This window comes from Nocardiopsis sp. iso_25, assembly GCF_056173305.1.
In genome coordinates this window covers 2,173,631-2,193,176 of sequence record NZ_CM149667.1, presented here as the reverse complement: position 1 = coordinate 2,193,176, position 19,546 = coordinate 2,173,631, and the positions used below count along the sequence as shown (strand labels likewise).

The following is a 19,546-nucleotide window of genomic DNA, read 5'->3' as shown; positions in this document are numbered from 1 at the left end:
CGCGGGGAGCCGGAGAGCGGGGCTCGCCGGGCCCGAGCGCGCGGAACCGGTCCGGACCGGCAGGGACCGCGGGCGGGATGCGGCGACCCCGTGGAGTCCCCCGCGGGGAGGAGGAGGTCCTAGCGGACGCCGACCAGGTCGCAGACGAAGATCAGGGTCTCGTTCGGCTCGATGGCGCCGGGGGCGCCGCGATCGCCGTAGGCCAGGTGCGGCGGGATGACCAGCTTGCGGCGACCGCCCACGCGCATGCCCAGGACGCCCTGGTCCCAGCCCGCGATGACCTGCTTCGCGCCGAGGCGGAAGCTCAGCGGGGCGCCGCGGTTCCAGCTGGCGTCGAACTCCTCGCCGCTGGAGAAGGACACGCCCACGTAGTGGACGTCGACGGTGCTGCCGTGACCCGCCTGGGCGCCTTCACCGACCTGGATGTCGGTGACCTCCAGATCGGCGGGCGGCGGGCCCTCGATGAAGTCGATCTCGGGACGCTCAAGCGCCATGGTGGTACCCCTCGTGTGGTCACAGTGAACAGAGGGGCCCAGGCTATCGGTGCGCGGGAACCTCCTGGAGCAAAACGGACGTCCCGCCCGGGTGCTCTGCGACGCGCTCGCGCTGCTCTGACGCGGTCCCAGGGCTGAGTTCCGGAGTCCGGGCCCTGGAATGTGAGATCCGCAGGCTGGGGCCTGGAGTCTGGAATCTGGAGCCTGAGGTCTGGAGGCTGGGGACCGGGGGCTGGAGTCCGGGGTCTGGAAATCCGGGCCTCGGCTCTCAGGCCCGGAGTCTCGGGTCTCGAAACCCAGGTGTGGGAAACCGGGTCTGGAGTCTCGGGTCTGGGGTCTCGGGTCGAGGAACTCGGGCTTCGGGTCTCAGGTCCGGGGAGTCGAGTCTCGGGTCTGGGGTGTGAGGTCTCAGATGTGGAATCTCGGATTCCGGTTCAGGATCTCTGGTGTGAAGTCTGGGGCGTGGGGTCTCGGGGCCCGGATCTCTGGTGTGGGATCTGGGGTGTACGGTCTCGGGTCCGCAGATCCGGGTCTCAGATATCGCCGACGGTGGCGGCGATGACGTGGCCGTGGCCCTCGACCTTGATCGGCCCGCTGTCGGCCTGCACGAACACCGACTCACCGCGCTGGAGGGTCATCCCCTGACCGACCTCGGCTACCAGCTCCACCTGCCCGTGCAGGGCGAGCAGCACGGTCGGCCCCTCCCCCGGCAGGTGGGCGGTGATGCGTCCGGGGCCGATCTCGTGCAGCGCGAACTCCGGGGCGGCCGTGCGGAACTCCCGGCGCCCCTCGCAGACCCCGGGTCTGGCGTAGGGGATGGGCAGCACCGAGAAGTCCACCACGTCCAGCAGCTCGGGCGCGTCCACGTGCTTGCCGGTCAGTCCGGCGCGCAGCACGTTGTCGGAACTGGCCATCACCTCGACCGCGGTGCCCTGGAGGTAGGCGTGCATGTTCCCCGCGGGCAGGAACAGGGCCTGGCCCGGCCAGAGCGTGACCCGGTTGAGCAGCAGGGCGGCCACCGCGCCGGGATCGCCCGGGTAGCGGTCGGCCAGGTCGGCGACGATGGCGCCGTGTGACCCGCGCGGACCGGAGTCCGACCACTCGCGCACGAAGTCGTCCAACAGTCGGGCGCGCTCCTCCTCGGAGAGGGTGAGCAGGCGGGTCAGGGCGCCGCGCAGGGCGGTTCCGGCGTCGGCCAGGTCGAGGTCGCCGCGCAGCGCGACGGCCAGTTCGCAGGTGAGTCCGCGCAGTTCGGCGTGGGCGGCGGCCGGTTCGCGGAAGCCGCACAGCGCCTCGAAGGGCTCCAGGGCCAGGAGGAGTTCGGGCTTGTGGTGGGGGTCGCGGTAGTTGCGGTGCGGGGCGTCCAGGGGGATGCCCGCGCGCTCCTCGGCCTCGAACCCGGCGCGGGCGCGGACGGCGTCGGGGTGGACCTGGAGGGACAGGGGCGCCTCGGCGGCAAGGACCTTGAGGAGGAAGGGCAGCCGCCCGCCGAAGCGTTCGGCGGTGCGCCGCCCCAGGACGCGGTGGGGGTTGTCGGCGATGAGGCCGGGCAGGGGGCGCGGGCCGTCCTCGCAGTGGGCCGTGCTGGGCGCACCGTGGTGGGCCCCCAGCCACAGTTCGGCCTGGGGCGTGCCGTCGGGTTCGGCGCCCAGCAGCCGCGGGATGGCCGTGCGCGCTCCCCAGGCGTAAGGCCTTACCTGGTTGGTGAGCCTGTGCATGCGCCCCCCGCTTTCCCGTCTGCGTGTTCTCACCCCGTGGACACCCCGGCGAGGCTGCAACAGTCTCGTGGAGGGCGCTGTCCCGGTCGACACGGCGCGCCCCACACCTTGAGGTAGTGCACACTTCACCTCGCGGGGTGGGCAGGCACCCCACGAACACGGGTACCGACTGCGGCAACGAAGTTACTGGGAAGTAAACCATGATCGGAAGCACGTGAACAGCGCCACATCCTGACCTCCTCCTTCCACCCGGCGACGGGCCGGACACCCCGCGACGCGGCGGGAATCCCGTGCAGACCGCCCGTGGAGGCGACCGGCCGCCACCGCGCGGACCGTGCGGCTCACGGACCCCGTGCTCCCCATGCGGGGTTGCGCCATTGTCCCGCAGCGGCGCCCGTGGTGCCACGGCCCCGTCTGTGGAACCGCCTACCCGCCGCGCCGCCGAAGCCCCTCCCTTCCTCCGGGGAACCGGGGTGCCCGGCGGACGGGCGACCGGTTAACGTGCTCTGGTCGTGTTTGTTCCCCGACGTGTGAGGCGGACACTTGAGGCTGCGCCAGGGCGGACCAGCGGACCTGTCAGCGGTACTGGAGACCTTCGACGCCACCGTGGCGTGGCTGGTCGAGCACGGGCGCTCCGCGCAGTGGGGCGAGCGCCCCTGGTCACAGGACCCCCGTCGGGTCGCGCGCGTGAAGGAGCTGGTCGCCGAGGGCCTGTGGGTGGCCGAGGTCGGGGACGGCACGGCCGGGTTCCTCACCGTCACCGAACGGGCTCCCGGTTACGCGCCGCGGGTGCGCGAACGCGAGCTCTACGTCCACCTGCTGCTGGTCTCGCGCGCCTACTCCGGGCGCGACGTGGGCGGCAAGCTGCTCTCCTTCGCACGCAGGCGGGCGCGCGAGCGCGGAGTCGGGCTGGTGCGGGTGGACTGCTGGGCGGGCGGGGACGGGGCCCTGGTGCGCTACTACGAGGGGCAGGGGTTCACCCCGGTCGAACGGGTGCCGGTGGGCGGCACCGAGGTCCAGATGTTCGAGTACCGGGTCTGAACCGGGCCGGTTCCTCCCGGTAGCGGCGACCCCGCACCTGACCTGGGGACACGCATGTCCGGAGGGACACGCGCCGGGTCACGCCCGCCGGGAGCGGGGCCGGGCCCCGGAGCCGCGAACACCCGGTTCGCGCCGGATGCCCCCGCCCGGCCGGAACGCGGCGGTGCGGACCGGTTCGGCGGCGGGGGTCGAAGACGCGCGTCCGGCCCGGACGGCGGACGCTCAGCGCTCGCGGCGCACCTTGTCGGAGGCCTCCACCAGGCGGTCGATCATCCGCTGCGTCAGCGCCGGGTCGGGCTGGGGCAGCCCGGCGATCGCCGCCATGTACAGCCCGTCGCCCGCGCGCAGGATGATCTCGGCCAGGACCGGGTCGCTGAGCTCCTCGTGCAGCAGGTCGCCCCAGCGGCTGAAGAGCCCCTGGACCGTGCGGACGGCCTCCTCGGGCATGTCCTCCTGGCCGCGCAGGGCCGCGATGACCGCCCAGTACAGCTCCCGTTCCTCCGGGCTGCGGGGCAGCGAGGTGCGGAGGAAGACGCGGACCACGCCTTCCTCCCCCTCCACTGCCTCCCGGAACTCCTCCTCCGCCAGCACGCGCAGGCGCTCGATGAGCCCGGTGAGCATGGCGGCCTTGGACGGGAAGTGGTAGAGCAGTCCTCCCTTGGACACCCCGGCGTCACGGGCCACGGCCTCCAGGGTCACCGCGGAATAACCCTCACCGACGAGGATGTCCTGTAGGGAGTCGAGGATGCGGTCGCGGGTGTTCGAAGCGTTCACGATTGACACTGTACCGGCTGGACGGTACTGTACCGTCTGGACGGTTGAAGAGTCCCGGGAGTACGCCCCCGGTCGACCAGGCTTCCCGTCCTTCCGCCCGGCCGTTCGCCCTCCGCATCCCGCCGGTCCGAACGCGCCCTCACAGCCGTGCGGCGCGCACACAAGCGACACGTAACGAGGAAAGATGAGTTCCGCCCAGACCGGAAACGGCACCGCCGGCGCGCGCGGCCGCGACGGCGCGGCGCCCGCCCTCGCGGGCCCGCGCGAATGGACCGCGCTCGCCGTCCTGGTCCTCCCGGTGATCCTGATCTCGGTCGACTCCACCGTGCTCGGGTTCGCCGTCCCCGCGCTCAGCGAGCAGCTGCGGCCCGACGCCGGCCAGCTGCTGTGGATCGTCGACGTCTACGGCTTCGTCCTGGCCGGACTGCTGATCACCATGGGCTCGCTCGGCGACCGCATCGGTCGGCGGCGCCTGCTCATGATCGGTTCGGCCGCCTTCGGCGCGGCCTCGCTGCTCGCCGCGTTCTCGCCCACCGCCGAGGTGCTCATCGCGGCCCGCGCCCTGCTCGGCCTGGCGGGCGCCTCACTGATGCCCTCGACCCTGTCGCTGCTGCGCAACATCTTCCTGGACCCGCGCCAGCGCCTGCTGGCCATCGCCCTGTGGGCGTCGGGGTTCTCCGGCGGCGCGGCGCTCGGCCCGATCCTGGGCGGCTGGCTCCTGGAGCACTTCTTCTGGGGCTCGGTGTTCCTGATCAACCTGCCGGTGATGGCACTGATCCTGGTGCTGGTCCCGCTGCTGGTGCGCGAGTCGCGCAACCCCGACTCCGGGCGCCTGGACCCGCTGAGCGTGGTCCTGTCCATGGCCGCGATCCTGCCCGTCGTCTACGGCGTCAAGAACCTGGCCACCGAGGGCCTGGCCGTCGTCCCGGTCGCGTCCCTGGTGGTCGGCCTGGGCCTGGGCTACCTGTTCGTCCGGCGCCAGAAGGCCCTGGACGACCCGCTGATCGACGTGGGCCTGTTCCGGTACCGCGTGTTCAGCGTGGCGGTGGCCACCAACCTGATGATCGTGTTCTCGCTGGTGTCGTCGCTGTTCTTCCTGACGCAGTACCTCCAGCTGGTGCTGGGCATCTCGCCGATGCGTGCCGGTTTCGTGCTGGTGCCCGGCCTGGTGCTGTCGGTGCTGGCCGGACTGGTGGCGGTGCGGCTGTCGCGCCACCTGAGCCTGGCCACGGTGATCGGCGGGTCCCTGCTGGTGACCGCGACCGGGTTCGCGGTCCTGGTCTTCGCGCCGCAGGGCAACGTGGTGACCGGTGTGGTGCTCGTGACGACGGGCTTCGCGCTGATCGCCACCGGCTCCGGGTTCGCCGAGACGCTGACCAACGGCGCGATCATGTCGTCGGCCCCTCCCCAGCGCGCGGGCGCGGCCTCGGCGATCTCCGAGACCGCCTACGAGCTGGGCGCGGCGCTGGGCGTCGCGCTGCTGGGCAGTGTGCTGACCGCGTCCTACCGGGCGAACCTGACCGCCGTGGAGGGCGTGCCCTCGGGGGCCGTGGACGCCGCCCGGGAGACCCTGGGCGGGGCCGCGAACGCCGCCGCCGACGTGGGCGGCTCCGCGGGCGACTCGCTGATGCTCGCCGCGCGGACGGCGTTCACCGAGGGCATGCACCTGACCAGCGTCATCGCCGTGGTGATCGTCCTGTCGGCCGCCGCGCAGGCGTGGGTGCTGCTGCGCGGTCGGGGCAACCCCGCGGTGGAGCCGGTGGAGGGCCCCGCCGAGGGGGACGTGGAGGAGGCGGTCGAGGCCGTGGGCACCGCCGGGACGGCGGGGACCACGGTTGCCGCTGAGACCGCGGGCGCCGAGGAGGCCGGGGGGACCACGGGTGCCGGGCATGAGCCCGCTCCGGTGGCCGCCGACCCGGCGGCCGGTGACACCCGGGCCGCGTCGGAGCGGACCCGCTCCGACGGCTAGCACGTGAGGGTCCGGGCCCCGGAAGGCGTCGCCTTCCGGGGCCCGACGCGTGTCCGCCCCTCGCGGGGTCGCACCCCTGGGACCGCGCCGCGGGGTTCTGTGGGATCCTCGCGTGAGAAAGCGGTTCGGTCGCCCCGACGCCGTGGAGGCGCGAGGCCCCCTGGTCCGGTCTCTGAACGGGGGCGGGACCGGCGTCTGAGCGGACCCGGGAGTGGTCTCTGAGCCGCGGGACCGGCCTCCGGGCGGATGCGGGGGCGGTCTCAGGGCACGCGGAGCAGTTCCACCTCGCCGCCGTCCCAGTCCGGCGGCACCACCGCGTAGGCGTCGGCCAGCGCGGCGCCGCGCAGACTGCCCGGACGGTCGTGGCCCACCGGCCGCGCCCGGCCGCCGTCCAGACGCACCGCGACCAGCCGGGTGTCCCGGGGGTGGGCGGTGACGGCGCCCTCCAGGGAGGCGCGGGCCAGCCCCGTTCCGGGGTCCGGACGGCCGGTCATGGCGGCCAGCAGGGGGACCAGCAGGGTGGCCGCGGCGACCAGGGCGGCCCCGGGGTTGCCGGGGAGGCCCACGAACACGGTCCGGTCGGTGTGCGCGAGCAGCTGCGGGTGGCCCGGACGGCAGGCGACCCCGTCCACCGCCACCTGGGCGCCCAGCTCCTCCAGGACCGAACGCAGGTGGTCGGCCGGGCCCCGGGACGAGGAACCGCACACCGCGACCACGTCGCCGTCCGCACCCGCCAGCGCGTCGAGCAGCGGTTGCCGCTCGTCGCCCAGGTGCTGCAGGGGCCCGATCCGGCCTCCCGCGCGCTCGACGACCCCGGGCAGCGCCGGACCGATGGCGTCGCGCACACTGCCGTCGCCGGGCAGCCCCGATGTGGTGATCTCCTCACCGGTGACCAGGACCGAGACCCGGGGGCGCAGCACCGGCAGGGTGTCGTGGCCCAGACTGGCGGCCAGGCCCAGCACGGCGGGGCTGACCACCGCTCCCCGTTCGAGCACGGTCTCGCCGGGGGCGGTCTCCTCCCCCGCCCAGCGCACGTGGCGGCCCGCCTCCGCGTGCCCGTCCACCGTCCCGTCCCGGACGGCGGCCAGCTCGTAGGGCACGACGCACTCCGTGTCCTTGGGCACACGGGCGCCGGTGGCGATCTCGACGGCCTCGCCCGGGCGCAGGCCCACGGGCGCCTCCGCAGCTCCGGCCAGTTGCCTGCCGACCAGCCGCCAGGGCGCCGGGCCCGACACCGCGAAGCCGTCCATGGCCGAGGCGTCGAAGGCGGGCAGGCCCGTCAGCGCGTGCAGGTCCGCGGCGAGGACGGCGCCCAGGGCGTCCTCCAGGGGAAGCTCCTGCGGAGCCGGGGGCCTGACAGCGCCCAGGAGCCGGGCGGCCTCCCGAGCCCGCGGCCACGACCGGTGCCCGCCGTGTCCCCCGGTGCCGCCGCCCGCTCCCATATCCGTCTCCCCCTCGTCACGCCGGTGTCCTCCATTGTCCACCCGGGCGCATGACGCGGACGTTAACGTCCGCCCCGACGGCCCCGGCGCGTCCTGCGGCCGCACGGCCGCCTCCCCGCGCTGGGAGCGCCGAACCGGCCCCTCCCAGCGCCGATTTGCCGTCTGCCGACTTTCCGCTAGAGTTCTTACCAGCAGCACGGCGGGGCCCACGGGCCGGACGCCAGGCAGCAAGCGGACGTGGCTCAGCTGGTAGAGCATCACCTTGCCAAGGTGAGGGTCGCGGGTTCGAATCCCGTCGTCCGCTCGGAGGAGACGCGAGGTGCCCCGGCGCCTTACGTGCAACTCGGTGGAGTGGCCGAGAGGCGAGGCAGCGGCCTGCAAAGCCGTCTACACGGGTTCGAATCCCGTCTCCACCTCCCCATCGCTACACGCGGGCGGTTAGCTCAGTTGGTTAGAGCGCTACCTTGACACGGTAGAGGTCACAGGTTCGAATCCTGTATCGCCCACCAGCATCACCGCAGGTCAGCGGGTCTATCTGACCTGTGACCGAAGACCGGTCAGCCCAGACTGGGAGATATCTGGGAGATCGTCTTCGAAGCGGGTTCCTCTCGGAGCCCGCTTTCGCTGTTTCCACGGTAGTGCTCTTCGAGCACCGGCGCCACGGCGAAGAGCCACTCGCGTTCCCGGTTCGTGAGAGCCGTCACGCTCCCCCGCCCCCGGTTCTCCAGCACGCTGAGTACACGCCGCCTCATCTGCGGGGTCACGTGCTCGTAGACCCGGGCCATCCCCGGCACCCGGTGCCCCAACCTGGCCGCGCGGTCCGCCTCCGGAACTTCGTCCCTAGTGAGGAACGCTTCTGCGCAGGGTCGCCGGGCTGCTGGTTGCGCTGGCCGCATTCCTGCCGACCAAGAAGTCAGGAAGAGACGCATGCCCCAGTGAGCGGCCCCCACCCCACCGCCGAGGATCAGCCGAAGAGCGTGGCCGCGTGGTCCAGAACCCCGCGAGGCAGATAGCCGCTCTCCACTGGAACATCCCAGCCACGAGCACGGGCCAGACAGGCCAGAGCGAGAACACACGTGTTGACGAACCCATCGCTCTTCCCCTGGTTCACACCGACGCTGAAGGCATCCTGGTGCTCCTCCAACGCGTCGACCAAGGCCAGGGCAGAACCCTCGCGGTCCCCCGCGATCAGCTGGGACAACAGGATCACGGGAGGCGGCGGAGAGCCGGGGAACGCCTGGTGTGGTTCCAGGACCGCCACCGCCCTGTCCACAGCCACGCGCACCTCCCTGCCCGGGATGTCGACCCCTCCCTCGCCCTGCTCGTCGGCGCCGTCCTGGTCCGCGTGACATACGAGGGCGAGGCGGCGACAGAGGAGTTCATCGCCGATGCCGTCGACCGGGTCCTCGGCTGACAGACTCCGGGATCGATGTCGGGAACGGCCGGCCGAACGAGCGTGTCTTCGGCGATGGTGAAGTCAGGCCCGCGAGCGGCTGGGCGGTGCAGTCCCGGTCGACCGCGTTCCATCGTCCCCGGGCTCGGACCGGCGTCCCGGGGGGAGCAGGTGGAAGCGGACCGGCGCCCACGGTCTCCCTACGCCGGGGAAGTACGCCACCACGGAGAGCGCCGGGGTGGCAACATGGGAGCATGCCCCCTTCGGATTCCCCCCGCCCCACCCCTCCGGCTCCTCCGCCGACGCAGGCGCGGTCCTCGCGGCGTTCCATGTACGTGACCGGCGGCCTGTTCCTGATCGCCGGACTGGCCTCCTGCGGCCAGACCGGTTCGTCCGGTACCGCGCTGGTGGCCCTCGCGGCCGTCTACGGTGCCGCCTGCCTGATCTGTGGATACCTGCTTCGGCGGCCGAGCCGTGCGGTGTACGTGTCCGCCGTAGGGCTGCAACTCCTCCTACTGGTGCTCGTTCTCGCCCTGGCCGTCTGGGCGGTGATCGCCGGTTTCTGGCTGGGACTGGTGTTCGCGGCCCTGCCACTGCTGCTGGTAGCCAACACGCTGCACCTGCTCCACCGGAGCCGGAGCTTCCACCTTCACGGCCTCTGACCTCGTTCCACCGCTCGCCGTGGCTCCCAGGGGTCGGTTCCCCGTGGTCGGCAGATCGTTGTCACGGCACCAGTCGAGGATCCGCGGGGCCGCGTCGCAGGACCCGGTGAAGTCCTCCCCCTCGAAGATCTCGTACAGGTCGGGAGGCAGGTCACCGGGACCTTCCTCCTCGACCCCGATCGCGGCCATGGCAGTGGCGACCAGCACGCTGTAGGCCTCGCCCCGGGCCTGGGCCTCAGCAGCGCTGTCCATCTCACCGGCGTGGAAGCAGACCTCACGCGCGACCGTTCAGTCGCTGACCCTGCTCCGGGACCGGTACAGCAGGTCCTGGTACTCGGGATGACGGGCGATCCAGCCCGCGAAGAAGGGGCAGGTCGCCAGCACGCGCAGGTTCGCGGACCGCGCCTCGTCGAGGGCGGTGCGCACCAGCGCGGACCCGACTCCCCTCCCCTCGTACTCCGGCCCGACCTCGGTGTGCACGAACGCGACGAGTTCCGGCGTGCGGATGTACTCCGCGGTGCCCGCGACCTCGGATGCTCCGTCGACGCGGGCCTCATAGCGCTTGGCCTGGGGCACGTCGCCCACCTGGACCGCCACGGGTCCTCCCTCGTGTTGGTGTGTCAGCTTGTTCACGCCGTCAAGCGGCGGTGTCCTCGTCGGCGACGGGACCGGTCGGGGACGGGCCGTGCCCGCCGCGGACCGGCCCCGTCGCGCGGTCGTGTCCTCAGGCGCCGTTCGCGGCGCGGCTGGCCAGCATCTGCGTCTCCCAGGCGAAGGCGATGCCGGTGGCGCCGCCGTGCCGGGTCAGGACGTCGACCATGCCCTCCATGGTCTCCTCGCGGGCCCAGTCGCGCTGCCACTCGCCCGCCACGGCCAGCCAGGTGATCGGGGCCACTCCGGCCTGGACCATGCGCCGCACGGCCATGTCGTGGGACTCGGCCGAGGCGCCGCCCGACGCGTCGGTGACGGCGAAGACCTCGAAGCCCTCTCCCGCCGCCTGGATCGCCGGCATGGCCAGGCAGATCTCCGTCCACAGACCGGCCATGACCACCTTCTTCCGGCCGGTCTCCTTGACGGCGTCGACGACGCGCTCGTCCTGCCAGGTGTTGATGAACGTGCGGTCGATCGGCTTCTGCTCCGGGAACACGTCCTGCAGCTCCTGGATGAGGTAGCCGCCGCGCTCCTCCAGCACGGTCGTCAGGATGGTCGGAACGCCGAACGCCTTGGCGGCCTTCGCCAGGCCCACGGTGTTGTTGACGACCATGGACGGCTCGTGGCTGTTGAGGTTGGCGAACTGGAACGGCTGGTGGTCGATCAGGACGAGGACGCTCTCCTCCGGCGTCAGCAGTGCCTGGAGTCCGTTCTTGGCCTTGGTGCTCACAGGGGGTTCCTCTCAGGGGTTTCGTGCTCTGGGGGCTCGGCCGGGACGCCGGTCGCCGCGCGGACGGCACGGGCGCACGCGCCCGTGCCCGTGCCGCCCGAACCGGCCGACGCCACGCCGCGTCGGCCGACGCGGCTGCGCGGACCGGCGCGACCTCTCCGCGCGGGAGCGGTCCTGCGCGGCGGTGACGGAGCGCTTCCGCCGAGTTAGGTGACGCATCACCAAAATTAGCACCATTGGGTGATGTGTCAACCAAATCGGGCCCCGGATCCGCCGTCTCCCGCGGGCGCGGATCGCCCACCAGCAAGTTGACTTGTCACCTACTGTCCGGATGATGTATCAACGACCAGCGGGGGTCTCGCGCCCACAGGCGAGGCGGAGCACCGCCCGTCCGGAGGCCGTCGGCCGCCGTGGGGCGCGGCGGGGCCGACAGGACCGCGGCCCGCCTCGCTCCGGGAGGGGCCGGGGGTCAGGACACCCGTCCGCGGCACTCGGCCGCCTCCGCCCCTTGGCGCACGGAAGGAAGTGAGTGAGCGATGACCAGCCCGTCAGCGACGAACTGGCCGAGCCTGCGGGTCTCGGACTGGACCCCCACCCGCGACACCCTGCACATGTGGACCCAGATCGTGGGCAAGATCCGCATGGCCCACGCACCGCTGATCAACCACTGGTGGCAGGTGACCCTCTACGTCAGCCCGCGCGGGTTGACGACCTCGGCCGTCCCCTACCGCACGGGGGCCTTCGAGATCGAGTTCGACTTCGTCGGCCACCAGCTCCGGATCCACAGCAGCGACGGCGGCGAGCGGAGCTTCCCGCTGCGGCCGATGCCGGTCGCCGAGTTCTACACCCGGATCATGGACACGCTCGGCCAGCTCGGGATCGAGGCGCCGATCCGGCCGAGCCCCAACGAGGTCGAGCCCGCGATCCCCTTCGCCGAGGACCACGAGCACGCCTCCTACGACGGGGAGGCGGCCGCCCTGTTCTGGCGTCAGCTCCTCCAGGCGAACCGGGTGATCGGCGAGTTCCGGTCGCACTTCGTCGGCAAGGTCAGTCCGGTGCACTTCTTCTGGGGTGCGATGGACCTGGCCTGCACCCGCTTCTCCGGACGGACGGCCCCGCCCCACCCGGGCGGAGCGCCCAACTGCGGGGACTGGGTCATGGTCGAGGGCTACTCCCGGGAACTGTCCAGTTGCGGGTTCTGGCCCGGCGGCGGAGAGGAGGGCGCCTTCTACTCCTACGCCTACCCCGCACCCGAGGGGTTCGCCGACCAGCCGGTGGGCCCCGAGGGCGCGTACTACAGCACCGAGTTCCAGCAGTTCCTGCTGCCCTACGAGGCCGCCCGCACCGCGCCCGACCCCGACCGCGCGGTGGCCGAGTTCCTGCGCACCACCTACGAGGCCGCCGCGAACCTGGGCGACTGGGACCGCTCCGCGCTGGAGGACGACCCCCTGCGCTGGCAGGGCACCCCCGCGTCCTGAGGGACGACGGGACGGACCGGGCCGGGGTGGCGGCCCCCGTCGACGGGCCCCTCCGCGCTTTCGGAGGGCCCGGCCCGACGCGGGGCCGCGCCCGGGCCGCTTCGTCCCAGGTGGATGAGGTGTCAACTTCTTCGTTACACTGCGCCCATGAACGAGACGCCGCGCTGGCTGGAGGCGGATGAGAAGGCCGCTTGGGACAGCTTCATCCGCATGCAGGAGACGCTCGTCGGTCGACTGTCACGTCTCCTCCAAGCCGACTCCGGGATGTCCGCCTCCGACTACCTCGTGCTCGTCAACCTCACCGCGACCAGCGACGGGAAGATGCGTTTCCTGGAACTGGCCAGGCTCGTGAACTGGGAGAAGAGCCGGATGTCCCACCAGGTCCGGCGGATGGCCAAGCGCGGGCTCGTGGCCAGGGAGGAATGCCCCGACGACGCCCGCGGGGCGTTCATCGTCGCCACCCCGGCCGGATACGCGGCGATCGAGGAGGCCGCGCCCCTGCACGTCGAGCACGTCCGCCGCCTGTTCGTCGACGCCCTGACCCCCAACCAGCTCAGGACGTTCGCCCGGCTCTCCCAGCGCGTCGTGGACCACGTGGAGAAGCAGCCGGACTGAGCGGGCGGACTGAGCGGGCAGCGCACACCCCCGGGAGCACCACGCCGATTCCGTTGATGGATCAACTTCCACTTGGGCTACCCTGGTTGACACATCAACCAAAAGACGATGACGCCGCGACGGGGGCGACCACGCCCGGCACCGCGTCCGCCACGGCAGTCGGCACAGCGACCACAGGGAGACGGGTGCGATGCAGTTCGGGATCTTCACCGTCGGCGACTTGACCACCGACCCCACCACCGGCCGTACGCCGACCGAGGCCGAGCGCGTCAAGGCGATGGTGACCATCGCGCTCAAGGCCGAGGAGGTGGGCCTGGACGTCTTCGCCACCGGCGAGCACCACAACCCGCCCTTCGTGGCCTCCTCACCGACCACGATGCTCGGCTACATCGCGGCCCGGACCGACAGGCTCATCCTGTCCACCTCCACCACGCTGATCACCACCAACGACCCGGTCAAGATCGCCGAGGACTTCGCCATGCTCCAGCACCTGGCCGACGGCCGGGTGGATCTGATGATGGGCCGCGGCAACACCGGCCCCGTCTACCCCTGGTTCGGCCAGGACATCCGCCAGGGCATCCCGCTGGCACTGGAGAACTACAACCTGCTGCACCGGCTCTGGCGCGAGGACGTGGTGGACTGGGAGGGCAAGTTCCGCACCCCGCTGCAGGGCTTCACCTCCACCCCCCGCCCCCTGGACGGCGTGCCCCCCTTCGTCTGGCACGGCTCCATCCGCAGCCCCGAGATCGCCGAGCAGGCCGCCTTCTACGGGGACGGCTTCTTCCACAACAACATCTTCTGGCCCGCCACGCACACCAAGAAGCTCATCTCGCTCTACCGCCGCCGCTTCGAGCACTACGGCCACGGCAAAGCAGAGCAGGCCGTCGTCGGCCTGGGCGGACAGGTGTTCATGCGCAAGAACTCCCAGGACGCGGTGAAGGAGTTCCGCCCCTACTTCGACCACCACCCCCTGATGGGCGGCGGGCCGTCGCTGGAGGAGTACATGGACCAGACCCCGCTGAACGTCGGCAGCCCCCAGCAGGTCATCGACAAGACCCTCGCCTTCCGCGACTCCTTCGGCCACTACCAGCGCCAGCTGTTCAACGTCGACGGCGTCGGGACACCCCTGAAGACGGTTCTGGAGCAGATCGACCTGCTCGGCGAGGAGGTCGTTCCGGTGCTGCGCAAGGAGTTCGCCAGGAACCGGCCCGCGCACGTGCCCGACGCGCCCACCCACGCCTCACTGCTCGCCGCCCGAGACGCCGCGGACACCTCCGCGGCGGCGACGGGCTGAGGCGAGACGACCGATCCCCACGGCGGGTTCCCGTTCCGGTCACGACGAGAACCCGCCGCCGCGCCCGCCCCGCGTCCACCCCACCCGGGCCGGGCGCCCCCTGCCCGCCACCGACCGAGCCGAACACCGTCCCCACCAGAGAGGCCTTCCATGAGAGAGCCGCGAACAGACAGAACCGGCGCCGTCGTCCACATCGCGCTGGACCGGTCACGCGCCGTCAGCGCCTACACCGTGAGCCTGGACGACGGCACCCCCGCCGGGCGCGCGGACTTCGTCGACCCGCCCCAGACACCCGGCGAGCGCGTCTTCTTCCACACCGAGGTCGCACCGGAGTTCGGCGGCCGGGGTCTGGCCGGACTGCTGGTCGGTGAGGCGCTGGCCGACAGCGCCCGCGGGAACCTCACCGTCGTCCCCGTGTGCCCGCTCTTCGCCAAGCACCTGCGAGAGCACGGCGACGAGTACACGGCCGGGGGCGGGCGGTTCCGCCGCCCGAGGCCGGCCGACCTCGCCCTGGTCAAGGAGACCGTCGAGGGGAGCGGCGCATGAGAGCGGAGCGCCCCTACATCGACAAGGAGCACCCCGAGGTCTACGCGGCGATGCTCAAGGCGGCGGCGGCCTCCAGGGCCGCGGCGCGGGAGGCGGGCCTGGGCGACGACACCGTCGAGATGATCAACATCCGGGTGTCCCAGATCAACGGGTGCCCGACCTGCCTGAGCATCCACTTCCCGAAGGCGCGCGAGGCGGGGGTCGCGCAGAGCACCCTGGACGTGCTGTCGGCCTGGCGTGAGGTCGCGCTGTTCACCGATGAGCAGAGGGCCGCGCTCGAACTGGCGGAGTCGTTGACGGTGATCGACCCGACCGTCGACCGGCAGGCCGTCAACGCCCGCGCGGCGGCCCATCTGACCACCGCCCAGATCTCCGCGGTGGAGTGGACGACCACTCTCATCAACGCGTTCAACCGCGTCTCGATCGCCAGCGGCCACCCGGTGCGCAAGCGGTAGACGGAGGCGGTTTCCGCCGTCGTGGCGATCCGCGGCCCGGTCAGGGCGCCACGCCGGCGGAAGCGGTCCGCGATCCGTCCACCAAGCACGTTCTGAGGGCCTGGAGCGCCAACGAGGCGGTCTGTGCCCGCTCCAGAAGCAGAATGTCGCGATGCAGTTCGGTGTCGAGCGGCAGACAGGCGATTCTCGGATCACCGTCCTCAGCCGGGATCGGGACACAGGCGACGGCCAGGCCCTCCCGCACCAACGCGAGCTGGGTCAGATGGTCGGCGACGTGGAACGACACGTCGAGCTCGACACCGTGTCGGCGCGCGACCTGTTCGAGCGCGGTGTGGGCGTCCGAACCCTGGACACAGGTCGCCCAGCGCTCCCCGGCCAGGTCACGAATGCCGAGAGAGCCACGGGAACACAGGGAGTGGTCCCCCGGGACCGCGATGAACAGGGCTTCTCGTGTGAGCTGCTCCGCGATGACACCCGTCGGCAGCCGCAGCGGGGAGGCGCTCCAGGACTCGGCGAGCACGAGGTCGACGGCCCCGGCGGCGAGGCGGTCGAGGTGATCGCCGGTCTCCCCGTCCTCGACGGACACCCCCACGGCAGCGTCTCGTTGCCGCTGACGACGACCGGTGGACTGCTGCTGATCCAGCCGGTACTCGCGCTCGGCCTGTCCGCGCTGGTCCTGGGTGAGCACCCCACGGTCCTGCAGTCGGCGGGGGCAGCGGTCGTGGTCACCGGTGTCGCCGTAGCAAACGGCCTGCTGCTCCGAAAACGCAGGCACTGAACCGTTGATGGAAGTCCGCCGGAACTTCCGCACGCGGGTCCGGACCTGTACCGCCCGCCGTCCCCCCAGGTCAGAACCCACGTCCCGGACCGGGTCGTTTCCGGGCCGCGCGGGCCGCCCCCGGGCACGGGGAGAGGAGTCCTCGGGCTCTTCTCCCCGTGTTCACGTCCTCACCCTCCGGTGTGTACCGCCGTTGGAAAGAGCACCCGTCGTGGAGGATGTGCACGACCGGGCACCGGGCGCGCCACCCACCGCCCAGACGAACCCTCCCGCGAAGGGGTGCCCCCGTGAACCTGTCCCGTCCGAGGCCCTCGGGCCCCGTCCGCTCCGCGGCCCTCCCCGTGGTCGCCGTGCTGGTCGTACCCATGGTCCTGGCCGCGCCGTCGTCCCGGGTGACGGCCGACGTCGCCGCGCCGGTGGGCGGGATCGCCGGGGCCGTGGAGGAGCGGATCGCCACCGGGGTAGGCCTCGCCTCCGGTCCCCTCCCCGCCACGGGGGACGGCGGGGAGCAGTTCGCCAGCCTCCTCACCGTCGACCTCACCGAGGGTGTCGGGGTCGAGTACGTCGACGGGGGCGGCCTCACCTCCCCCGCGACGGTGGCGGACATGGTCGCCGCCGCCGAGCTCCCGGAGGGCTCCACCGTGGTCGCCGCGGTCAACGGCGGCTACTTCGACATCGGCGCGACCCAGGCCCCGCTGGGCGCCGGGATGAGCGACGGGCGCCTGCTCACCTCGCCCGACCCCGGGTTCGCCAACGCCGCGGTCATCGACGCCGAGGGCAGGGGCAGCGTGCGCCAGGTGGCCTTCGACGGGACCGCGTCCCTGCCCTCGGGGGACCTCGACCTCGACGCCCTCAACACCTCCGCCGTCCCCGCGGACGGTCTGGGCCTGTACACGTCGGACTGGGGCGACCACCCCCGCGCACACGTGGTGTACGAACCCGGGGCCGACCCCGGGGACGCGGCCGTCGCCGAGGCCGTGATCTCCGAAGGCGGGGTCGAGCGGGTCAGCGACACCCCGGGAAGCGGCCCGATCGAGGAGGACGAGCAGGTCCTGGTAGCGCGCGGCTCCGCGGCGGAGCACATCGCCGCCCTGTCCGAGGGCGACCCGGTCGAGGTGGAGCACACCCTCACCGCCGGGGGCGTCGAACCCCGCGTCGTCGTGGGCGGACGGCACGTGCTGGTGCGCGACGGCGAGCCCGTCCCCGTCGAGGACGACTCCCGCGCGCCGCGCACCGCGATCGGGTTCTCCGAGGACGGCGGGGCCCTGCACGTGGTGACCGCGGACGGGCGCAACCGCGGCCACTCCGGGGCCACGCTCGCGGAGGTCGCCGAACTCCTCGCCGCGTCCGGGGCCGAGCAGGCGCTGGAGTTGGACGGCGGCGGGTCCTCGACCCTGCTCGTGCGCGAACCCGGGGGCGTCTCCCCGGCGCTGCGCAACCGCGCCGGGGACCAGCTCCGGGAGGTCCCCGACGGCCTGATCTTCACGGCGCCCGAGGGCTCGGCCCGGACCTCGGGCCTGTGGCTGCGGCCCGCGTTGGAGCCCCGGCCCGAGCACGGTTCACCGGTGCCGCCCCAGGCGGACCCCCGCCTCGTGTTCACCGGCATGCACCGCACCCTGGCCGCCACCGGGCACGACGAGGCCTTCGGGCCTTCCGGGCCCGGCGCGCCCCACTCCCCCGACGACCGCACCGGTGAACTGGAGCTGTCCGCTCCCAGCGGGCACGGCGACGGTCCCCGGTTCGTGGCGGGAGACCCCGGTCCGGTGACCGTCACGGGGCGGGCGGGCCGGGTCCGCGACACCGTCGACCTGGAGGTGCTGCCCGCCCCGGACACACTCGTCGCCGCGCCCCGGCACCTGGGCATGGCCTCCACCGAGGACACCGCCTCCTTCGTGCTCACCGGCGTCACCGGGGACGGGCGGCGGGCGCCCGTCGAACCGGTCGACGCACGGGTCGAGGCCGTCCCCGACCTGGTCGAGGTCGTGGACCGGGGCTACGGAGGCTTCGAGGTGCGGCCGCGCGCCGGGGAGGGCACGGGAAGCGGGGAGGGGTCGGGGCCCGGAGAGGGTTCGGGCGTCCTCACGGTGACCGCGGGCGGGGTGAGCACGCGGATACCGTTCTCCATCGGTACGCGGACGACTCCCCTGGCGGACTTCGAGAACGCCCGGGAGTGGACGGCGCGGACCGCGCGCGGCGCGGCCGAGGTGCGCCCCGTGGCCGGGCGGGACGGCCCCGGCCTGGCGTTGGCCTACGACTTCACCCGCGACATCCGCACCCGGACCGCCGCCGCCCACCCGCCCGAGCCGCTCGCCCTGGACCGCCAGGCCTTCGCGTTCACGGTGGGCGTGCGCGGCGACGGCAACGGCGCCCGCCTCATGCTCAGCCTCACCGACGCGCACGGCGTCGGCCACTCCCTGGAGGGCCCCGCCGTGGGCTGGGAGGGCTGGCGCGACGTGCGCCTGGAGGTGCCCGAGGACGTCGGGCACCCGGTCACGGTCTCGCGGGTGTACCTGCTGGAGGAGGACCCGAGCCGGGCCTACGCGGGTGAGGTGGTGCTGGACGGCCTCACCGCCCAGGTCACGACGGGGCCCTGACCCGCCGGGCGGGCCCGGCGGCGGCACGGACCCCGCCGGGCCCCGGCTTGCTCCGACCGGTCCCGAACGCCGCCCGGCACCCCGCTGGTACGTGGTACGAAGGGGACCCGGGGACCACGACGAGCAGGAGAACAGATGAGCGCCCGTTTTCAGGAACTGGACTGGCGGGCGACCCCGATGGGGGAGCTCAGCCTCCGGCGCCGCCACGACCCCCTCTTCCGCAAGGAGGTCTACGAGATCAAACTCGACGACGACTTCCTGATGTCGAGCCTGTTCACCGCGGCCGAGGTCGAACTGGCCCGGTTGGCCCTGGCCGAACTGGACGGGGCGGATGAGACGGGTGGGGCAGACTCGGCGAACAGCCTGCGCGTCGCCGTGGGCGGTCTGGGCCTGGGCTACACCGCGCACACGGTGCTGGAGGATCCGCGCGTGGGCTCCCTGGTCGTGGTGGAGGCGCTGGGCGAGGTCATCGACTGGCACCGCGAGGGACTGATCCCCTCGGGTGCGGCGCTGGTCTCCGACTCCCGCTGCCGCCTGGAGCACGGGGACTTCTTCGCCTCGGTCGGCGCCGGGACGGGGCCCGCCCCCGACCTGGGCGCGGAGCCGTTCCACGCGGTGATCGTGGACATCGACCACTCTCCGCGCCACCTGCTCCACCCGGGTCACGCCGGTCTGTACACGGCCGAGGGGCTGCGCCGCCTGCGCGAGCGCCTGCTCGCGCCGGGCGGCGTCTTCGCGCTGTGGTCCAACGACGCGCCGGACGAGGAGTTCACCGAACTGCTGGCGGAGGTCTTCACCACGGCGCGCGCGGAGGTCGTGGACTTCCCCAACCCCCAGCAGGACCACGACGCGTCCAACACCGTCTACGTCGCGCTGTCGTGAGCGCCCCCGCTCCCCCGAACGGGGAACCGG

21 protein-coding genes and 3 tRNA genes are annotated in these 19,546 nt (G+C 72.6%); 15 read left to right on the top strand and 9 right to left on the bottom strand.

The genetic code is table 11. From position 1 onward, the window contains the following. Positions 1-119: 119 nt before the first annotated feature. Both AC0VX6_RS09550 and manA read right to left on the bottom strand, forming a co-directional pair. On the bottom strand, positions 120-494 hold the full coding sequence (locus AC0VX6_RS09550) for an FKBP-type peptidyl-prolyl cis-trans isomerase (RefSeq protein WP_475468200.1): 375 nt from the start codon (positions 492-494) through the stop codon (positions 120-122). A gap of 533 nt (positions 495-1,027) precedes the next feature. Next, a complete protein-coding gene (gene manA / locus AC0VX6_RS09545) occupies positions 1,028-2,212 on the bottom strand; it encodes a mannose-6-phosphate isomerase, class I (RefSeq protein ID WP_475468198.1) in 1,185 nt (394 codons plus the stop codon). A 543-nt stretch (positions 2,213-2,755) separates the two neighbouring features. Here manA and AC0VX6_RS09540 point away from each other — a divergent pair. Beyond that, positions 2,756-3,253 carry an N-acetyltransferase family protein gene (locus AC0VX6_RS09540; protein ID WP_475468196.1) on the top strand — a complete coding sequence of 166 codons (498 nt, stop codon included), beginning with the start codon at positions 2,756-2,758 and terminating at the stop codon, positions 3,251-3,253. Positions 3,254-3,475: 222 nt separating this feature from the next. On the opposite strand, the gene AC0VX6_RS09535 is transcribed toward AC0VX6_RS09540, so the two are convergent. Further along, the gene (locus tag AC0VX6_RS09535) at positions 3,476-4,027 is read right to left on the bottom strand and encodes a TetR/AcrR family transcriptional regulator (RefSeq protein ID WP_475468194.1); all 552 of its coding nucleotides are present in this window, start codon (positions 4,025-4,027) and stop codon (positions 3,476-3,478) included. Between the two features lie 184 nt (positions 4,028-4,211). Here AC0VX6_RS09535 and AC0VX6_RS09530 point away from each other — a divergent pair, with 184 nt between their 5' ends. Continuing rightward, positions 4,212-5,996 carry an MFS transporter gene (locus tag AC0VX6_RS09530; RefSeq protein ID WP_475468192.1) on the top strand — a complete coding sequence of 595 codons (1,785 nt, stop codon included), beginning with the start codon at positions 4,212-4,214 and terminating at the stop codon, positions 5,994-5,996. 260 nt (positions 5,997-6,256) lie between these two features. Here the strand turns inward: AC0VX6_RS09530 and AC0VX6_RS09525 are convergent, their stop codons facing one another. Beyond that, a complete protein-coding gene (locus AC0VX6_RS09525) occupies positions 6,257-7,438 on the bottom strand; it encodes a molybdopterin molybdotransferase MoeA (RefSeq protein ID WP_475468191.1) in 1,182 nt (393 codons plus the stop codon). A gap of 231 nt (positions 7,439-7,669) precedes the next feature. Between AC0VX6_RS09525 and AC0VX6_RS09520 the strand changes: the two genes are divergently transcribed. From AC0VX6_RS09520 to AC0VX6_RS09510, 3 genes are all read left to right on the top strand, one after another. Next, positions 7,670-7,742 (top strand) — tRNA-Gly (locus AC0VX6_RS09520). A 41-nt stretch (positions 7,743-7,783) separates the two neighbouring features. Then, positions 7,784-7,854 (top strand) — tRNA-Cys (locus tag AC0VX6_RS09515). Positions 7,855-7,870: 16 nt separating this feature from the next. After that, positions 7,871-7,947, top strand: a tRNA-Val gene (locus tag AC0VX6_RS09510). A 48-nt stretch (positions 7,948-7,995) separates the two neighbouring features. Here AC0VX6_RS09510 and AC0VX6_RS09505 read toward each other — a convergent pair. Beyond that, positions 7,996-8,223 (bottom strand): hypothetical protein, encoded by a 228-nt coding sequence (locus AC0VX6_RS09505; RefSeq protein WP_475468189.1) that lies wholly within the window; start codon positions 8,221-8,223, stop codon positions 7,996-7,998. Between the two features lie 179 nt (positions 8,224-8,402). Beyond that, positions 8,403-8,699 (bottom strand): immunity 49 family protein, encoded by a 297-nt coding sequence (locus tag AC0VX6_RS09500; RefSeq protein ID WP_475468187.1) that lies wholly within the window; start codon positions 8,697-8,699, stop codon positions 8,403-8,405. On the opposite strand from AC0VX6_RS09500, the gene AC0VX6_RS09495 reads away from it, so the two are divergent. Continuing rightward, complete coding sequence (locus AC0VX6_RS09495; protein ID WP_475468186.1) at positions 8,679-8,852, top strand: hypothetical protein; 174 nt, start codon at positions 8,679-8,681, stop codon at positions 8,850-8,852. The genes AC0VX6_RS09500 and AC0VX6_RS09495 overlap by 21 nt on opposite strands. A gap of 233 nt (positions 8,853-9,085) precedes the next feature. After that, positions 9,086-9,493 (top strand): hypothetical protein, encoded by a 408-nt coding sequence (locus tag AC0VX6_RS09490; protein WP_475468184.1) that lies wholly within the window; start codon positions 9,086-9,088, stop codon positions 9,491-9,493. A 288-nt stretch (positions 9,494-9,781) separates the two neighbouring features. Here the strand turns inward: AC0VX6_RS09490 and AC0VX6_RS09485 are convergent, their stop codons facing one another. Together AC0VX6_RS09485 and AC0VX6_RS09480 are read right to left on the bottom strand one after the other, a co-directional pair. After that, a complete protein-coding gene (locus tag AC0VX6_RS09485; protein ID WP_475468182.1) occupies positions 9,782-10,090 on the bottom strand; it encodes a GNAT family N-acetyltransferase in 309 nt (102 codons plus the stop codon). Positions 10,091-10,217: 127 nt separating this feature from the next. Further along, positions 10,218-10,874: a hydrolase gene (locus tag AC0VX6_RS09480; RefSeq protein ID WP_416028779.1), complete on the bottom strand. Its 657-nt coding sequence runs from the start codon at positions 10,872-10,874 to the stop codon at positions 10,218-10,220. Between the two features lie 536 nt (positions 10,875-11,410). Between AC0VX6_RS09480 and AC0VX6_RS09475 the strand changes: the two genes are divergently transcribed. The 5 genes from AC0VX6_RS09475 (at position 11,411) to AC0VX6_RS09455 (ending at position 15,262) form a co-directional block, all read left to right on the top strand. Then, positions 11,411-12,352 (top strand): DUF5996 family protein, encoded by a 942-nt coding sequence (locus AC0VX6_RS09475; RefSeq protein WP_274977117.1) that lies wholly within the window; start codon positions 11,411-11,413, stop codon positions 12,350-12,352. A gap of 147 nt (positions 12,353-12,499) precedes the next feature. After that, complete coding sequence (locus AC0VX6_RS09470; RefSeq protein WP_475468180.1) at positions 12,500-12,967, top strand: MarR family winged helix-turn-helix transcriptional regulator; 468 nt, start codon at positions 12,500-12,502, stop codon at positions 12,965-12,967. A gap of 190 nt (positions 12,968-13,157) precedes the next feature. After that, positions 13,158-14,261, top strand: a complete 1,104-nt coding sequence (locus AC0VX6_RS09465) for an LLM class flavin-dependent oxidoreductase (protein WP_475468178.1) — start codon at positions 13,158-13,160, stop codon at positions 14,259-14,261. Between the two features lie 150 nt (positions 14,262-14,411). Continuing rightward, complete coding sequence (locus AC0VX6_RS09460) at positions 14,412-14,807, top strand: GNAT family N-acetyltransferase (RefSeq protein WP_475468176.1); 396 nt, start codon at positions 14,412-14,414, stop codon at positions 14,805-14,807. Then, positions 14,804-15,262 carry a carboxymuconolactone decarboxylase family protein gene (locus tag AC0VX6_RS09455; protein WP_475468174.1) on the top strand — a complete coding sequence of 153 codons (459 nt, stop codon included), beginning with the start codon at positions 14,804-14,806 and terminating at the stop codon, positions 15,260-15,262. The genes AC0VX6_RS09460 and AC0VX6_RS09455 overlap by 4 nt, the downstream gene beginning before the upstream one ends. Before the next feature lie 40 nt (positions 15,263-15,302). Here the strand turns inward: AC0VX6_RS09455 and AC0VX6_RS09450 are convergent, their stop codons facing one another. Next, a complete protein-coding gene (locus tag AC0VX6_RS09450) occupies positions 15,303-15,848 on the bottom strand; it encodes a LysR substrate-binding domain-containing protein (RefSeq protein WP_475468173.1) in 546 nt (181 codons plus the stop codon). Positions 15,849-15,866: 18 nt separating this feature from the next. On the opposite strand from AC0VX6_RS09450, the gene AC0VX6_RS09445 reads away from it, so the two are divergent. The 3 genes from AC0VX6_RS09445 to AC0VX6_RS09435 all read left to right on the top strand — a co-directional run bounded on the left by AC0VX6_RS09445 (position 15,867) and on the right by AC0VX6_RS09435 (position 19,516). After that, a complete protein-coding gene (locus AC0VX6_RS09445) occupies positions 15,867-16,040 on the top strand; it encodes a hypothetical protein (protein ID WP_475468171.1) in 174 nt (57 codons plus the stop codon). A gap of 287 nt (positions 16,041-16,327) precedes the next feature. Beyond that, entirely contained in the window at positions 16,328-18,634 is a 2,307-nt protein-coding gene (locus tag AC0VX6_RS09440; RefSeq protein ID WP_475468169.1) for a phosphodiester glycosidase family protein, read from the top strand. A gap of 135 nt (positions 18,635-18,769) precedes the next feature. After that, positions 18,770-19,516 (top strand): spermidine synthase, encoded by a 747-nt coding sequence (locus AC0VX6_RS09435; protein ID WP_475468167.1) that lies wholly within the window; start codon positions 18,770-18,772, stop codon positions 19,514-19,516. Positions 19,517-19,546 lie beyond the last annotated feature (30 nt).